10 protein-coding genes are annotated in these 3,537 nt (G+C 72.4%); all 10 read right to left on the bottom strand.

All coding sequences use genetic code 11. The features are described from left to right. A partial coding sequence (locus tag HII36_RS54090; RefSeq protein WP_173531192.1) for a hypothetical protein occupies positions 1 to 450 on the bottom strand: 450 nt, incomplete at its 3' end. Further along, positions 443 to 967, bottom strand: a complete 525-nt coding sequence (locus HII36_RS54085) for a hypothetical protein (protein WP_173531191.1) — start codon at positions 965 to 967, stop codon at positions 443 to 445. The genes HII36_RS54085 and HII36_RS54090, both read right to left, overlap by 8 nt. After that, positions 960 to 1,559, bottom strand: a complete 600-nt coding sequence (locus HII36_RS54080; RefSeq protein WP_173531190.1) for a hypothetical protein — start codon at positions 1,557 to 1,559, stop codon at positions 960 to 962. Before HII36_RS54080 ends, HII36_RS54085 begins: the two co-directional genes overlap by 8 nt. After that, the gene (locus tag HII36_RS54075; protein ID WP_173531189.1) at positions 1,552 to 1,749 is read right to left on the bottom strand and encodes a hypothetical protein; all 198 of its coding nucleotides are present in this window, start codon (positions 1,747 to 1,749) and stop codon (positions 1,552 to 1,554) included. The genes HII36_RS54080 and HII36_RS54075 overlap by 8 nt, the downstream gene beginning before the upstream one ends. Before the next feature lie 80 nt (positions 1,750 to 1,829). Beyond that, positions 1,830 to 1,988, bottom strand: a complete 159-nt coding sequence (locus tag HII36_RS54070) for a hypothetical protein (protein ID WP_173531188.1) — start codon at positions 1,986 to 1,988, stop codon at positions 1,830 to 1,832. Then, the gene (locus tag HII36_RS54065; protein ID WP_173531187.1) at positions 1,988 to 2,365 is read right to left on the bottom strand and encodes a DUF6248 family natural product biosynthesis protein; all 378 of its coding nucleotides are present in this window, start codon (positions 2,363 to 2,365) and stop codon (positions 1,988 to 1,990) included. The genes HII36_RS54070 and HII36_RS54065 overlap by 1 nt, the downstream gene beginning before the upstream one ends. Continuing rightward, on the bottom strand, positions 2,362 to 2,553 hold the full coding sequence (locus tag HII36_RS54060; protein ID WP_173531186.1) for a hypothetical protein: 192 nt from the start codon (positions 2,551 to 2,553) through the stop codon (positions 2,362 to 2,364). Before HII36_RS54060 ends, HII36_RS54065 begins: the two co-directional genes overlap by 4 nt. A gap of 5 nt (positions 2,554 to 2,558) precedes the next feature. After that, entirely contained in the window at positions 2,559 to 2,786 is a 228-nt protein-coding gene (locus HII36_RS54055) for a hypothetical protein (RefSeq protein WP_173531185.1), read from the bottom strand. After that, complete coding sequence (locus HII36_RS54050; RefSeq protein ID WP_173531184.1) at positions 2,779 to 3,354, bottom strand: hypothetical protein; 576 nt, start codon at positions 3,352 to 3,354, stop codon at positions 2,779 to 2,781. The genes HII36_RS54055 and HII36_RS54050 overlap by 8 nt, the downstream gene beginning before the upstream one ends. Then, the coding region (locus tag HII36_RS54045; RefSeq protein WP_173531183.1) for a hypothetical protein at positions 3,351 to 3,537 on the bottom strand (187 nt) is incomplete at its 5' end. The genes HII36_RS54045 and HII36_RS54050, both read right to left, overlap by 4 nt.

Genomic DNA, 3,537 nt, shown 5'->3' with positions numbered 1-3,537 from the left:
CCCCCGCACCCGCCTCGCCACCGGCAGAAAATGCGCCCCCACCTGCCCACACCCGCAGTGCGGCGGGCAGTAGTCCACCGCCCGGATCGACTCCACCTCCACCACCTCGGGCGGGTCCACGAGCGTCCACCCGCGCTGCTCGGCCCACGCCCGGGCGCGCTCGTACGCCTCGGCCACGACCGCGCCGGCCACCATCAGCCGCGGCCCGTCGATCCCAGCGACCAGCCTCGGCGCGGGCGGGCACGCCCAGCCGCGCCCGCGCTGCCCGCGCTGCACGGGCGACCCCCACCCCGCCGGCCGCACGACCGCGTGCCACACACTCTCCACCTCGGCAGGGTGCGGCACCGGCGACGGCTGCTCAACGTCGATCCCAGCGGCGCCGAGCTGCCGGACGAGTTCGGCGACGGCGTGGGGTGGCCCGGCGAGGCGGATGGACGCCCACTCACTCACCGGACTTGCTCTCGCACTGGTGGGCGCGGCGCTTGGTGTCGAGCTGGTCGAAGTCGTCGCCCGCGTCGATGCCAGCGAGGCGCTCGTCACAGTCGGCGCAGTGCAGGGCGGGGTATCCGTTGTCGAGGTTGACGTAGGCGGGCCGCGGCTTGGCCGGCGCGGTGGGCGGCGTCTTCCCGTCGAGAATGGCGAGGGTGTCGTGGGCCTGCTCGATGGCCCCGAGCCGGATCGACGAGGCTATGACCATCTCGCTGAACTGGCGCACGCGGGCGTTGGCGGACTCGGCCTGCTCGGCGCGCTGGCGAAGCCGCTCCAGTTCAGTGCCAGGGATCACGGCAACGCCGTAAGCAGGCAGCGCAGAGAGCACGGCATCGGTGATGGCCTGCCGGACACCGAGCCGAACCCAGTGGTCGTGCTGGGCGAGAGCTGCGGTGACAGCGTTGTGGACGACGCCTCGGATGTGCTGTTCCGGGGTCAGCGCCCAGGGCTCAGCAGCGGGCGCGGTCTGGTCAGGCATCCTCGGTCTCCTTCGTGGTGTGGCCGCACCTGCACTGGACGCGGCCGTTCGTGAGGGTCATCTCGTGCCAGGCGTGGAACGGGCAGCCCGCCACCAGGCCAGGGCCGGGCGGGTGGTTGACGAGCCCCCAGCGCGGGTCGTAGCCGCCGCCCGACGCGCGCAGGCTGGCGTAGGCGCCGCAGGCGAGGCAGCGTGCGACGTTGTTGCCGAGTTCCTCGCACCAGGTGGTGCGCGAGCCGGGGCAGCGCGCGGGCGGGGTGAGGCGGCGCGGCGAGAACACCACCGAGCCGACGCCGGTCCACGAGTCCTGCCCGGCGCCGGCCGCGCGGCCCTCGCACGTGCCGCACGTGGGCAGGCCGTCTGGCACCTGGTCGGCGGTGAGCAGGCCGCGGTGCTCGTGGGCGGTCTGGCCGCACCACAGGCCGTAGACGGCGCCGTGGTCGAGGCGGACGCCGTCGCGGGGGCGGTGCCAGCGGGACATGGCGGCGGTGCGGATGTAGCGGGGGCCGGTGGTGAGCGGCTGCCCGTGGGAGAGGCCGCGCCGGGTGAGGGGCGGTTCGAGGGCGACCTCGGCGGGGAGCTGGTCAGCCACGGCGCACCTTGGCTGGCTCGGCGCGGGCGGCGTTGATGGTGCGGGCCATGAACGAGCAGCGGAGGGCGAACCCGGCCGCGATGGCGCCAGTGAGGCCGAGCTCGGGGTTGCCGAACACGTACTGCCACGCGGACTGGATGCCGAGCGCGACGAACGAGAAGATGTACGGGAAGGTGTCGGACCGGGGCATGAGACAAGGGCTCCTGTCGGTGGTGGGATGGGCTGGATGTCCGGGATTTCCCAACTTGTGAGAACTGCGGTTCCCGGAAGCTACGGCCGGGTAGAGCGCTGCTCTCGCTGGTCGAGGTAGTCGCGGATGATCTTGCGAGCCTCGGCGATCTGAATGTCGCGCTCGGTCATCACGTGCGAAGAGAGGTCGGCCCACTCGCCGCCCAGCAGGACAGCGAACCGGACGGCCTCGCCGCGCATCACGAGCTGCCCACGAGGTCGAACAGCGCCACCAGCTCGTACGCGGGCGCGGCCGGCGGCGGGGGCGGCGGCCCGTCAGGGCAGCACGGGCACAGCGACCGGCACGCCCGCCCGGCGATCCACACGGCGGTGGGCGTGATGTAGTCGAGCGGCCGGTTCTGGATCCACCACTCGGGGCCAGGCTTGATCCTGCGGCGGTCGCAGAACTCGTGCCGACCGGACCGGCACTGCCAGCAGATGCCTTCCATGCAGGCGCACACCGCGAGCGCGGCGCCCTGGTCGTAGGTCGTCCCACCGCCCGGCAGCCAGTACGGCTGGCGCCGCATCGCGGGCAGCCACGCATGCTCGCGCACCCACGCGGCCTGCTCGGGCGTCACCGCGCCACCCCCTCGCAGCTCCCATACGGCACGTGCGCCTTGAGGTGCTGCCAGCCGTTGCCGCCCCAGATCTCATCGTCCGGGGTGGCCGCCGCCCGCTCGTACGCCTCGCCGGGCCTGATCGCGCGCATGCACACGCAGCAGCCGGGCCAGTGGATCTTGCGGGCGGTGTGGACCTCGATCAGCATCGCCATCACCGGCCGCCCGTCCGACGTCGAGTCCGTGCCGCCGCCGACTCCTCGATGCCGTACCGGACGCCGGTCGCGGTGCGCTCCATGGCCACCCTGACGTCGCCGGTCTTCGCCATGAACGCGGCCTCGCCCACCGCCTCGAAGGACACCTCGATGGGACCACCGCCGCCCTGGAGGAGGATGGCGAAGAGGGCGGCCTTCGCCTCGCTGAAGGATTCGATGTCAGCCACGGCCGGCCTCGCAGGTGTGGGCGTCGCGCTTGGCGTTGACGCTGTCCAGGTCCTCACCCCAGCGGATCGAGGCGAACACCAGATCGCAGGACTTGCAGAACAGGATCGGCGTGGTCAGGTCCATCACGACGTGCACGGCCGGCCGCGGCTCGACCTGGGGCGGCGGCGCGAGCAGCTCGGCCATGGTGAGCAGCTCGGCGGCGGCCACTCCGTACATGCGCTGCACGTCCTCACGGGTCGCCTGGTCGGCGATCTGTGCCCACCGCTCGCCGTGCTTCTGGAACCAGGCGCGAGCGTTCGCGACCGCCTCGGCCGGGTGGTCGCGGTGCCACTCGTCGGCCCGCCGCTCAACGGATTGGAGGCGCTCCAGGAGTTCGGCCAGGGCCTGCAGCTCGTCGCGGATGACGCGAGCGCGGCGGCGAGCACCAGGGCGGATGTTGGTGTCCGGGTTGCCGATGGTGGCCCAGGCGGCATGGAGGCGACGCTCCACGTAACGGGCTACCGGCTCGAACCCGTTACGCACGGCGCTCAGGGCGACCGTTCGCGCGTAATCGCTCGTTGTGTTCATCGTTTTACCGTCCTCAGGAGGCGGGGCAGGATCTGATCGGGGTGGGTGTTGTCGTCGAGCTCGGCGAGGCTGATGAGTTGGCGCATGGTGATGGGCCAGGGGCGGCCGAGGTGTTCGGCGGTGTTGATGGCGTTTTGGATGGTGGCGGGGGTCCAGTTGGGGTCGGGGCGGATGGCGGTGAGG

This window comes from Nonomuraea antri (assembly GCF_013283785.1).
Classification (GTDB): Bacteria; Actinomycetota; Actinomycetes; order Streptosporangiales; family Streptosporangiaceae; genus Nonomuraea; species Nonomuraea antri.
The sequence above is the reverse complement of the archived record's forward strand: the minus strand, read 5'-3'. Positions and strand labels throughout refer to the sequence as shown.

Bases quoted from the DNA above. Each gene is read 5' to 3' on its own strand.
- HII36_RS54075 (WP_173531189.1), bottom strand. From the start codon at position 1,749: ATGCCCCGGTCCGACACCTTCCCGTACATCTTCTCGTTCGTCGCGCTC.
- HII36_RS54060 (WP_173531186.1), bottom strand. From the start codon at position 2,553: ATGCTGATCGAGGTCCACACCGCCCGCAAGATCCACTGGCCCGGCTGC.
- HII36_RS54085 (WP_173531191.1), bottom strand. From the start codon at position 967: ATGCCTGACCAGACCGCGCCCGCTGCTGAGCCCTGGGCGCTGACCCCG.
- HII36_RS54070 (WP_173531188.1), bottom strand. From the start codon at position 1,988: ATGCGCGGCGAGGCCGTCCGGTTCGCTGTCCTGCTGGGCGGCGAGTGG.
- HII36_RS54050 (WP_173531184.1), bottom strand. From the start codon at position 3,354: ATGAACACAACGAGCGATTACGCGCGAACGGTCGCCCTGAGCGCCGTG.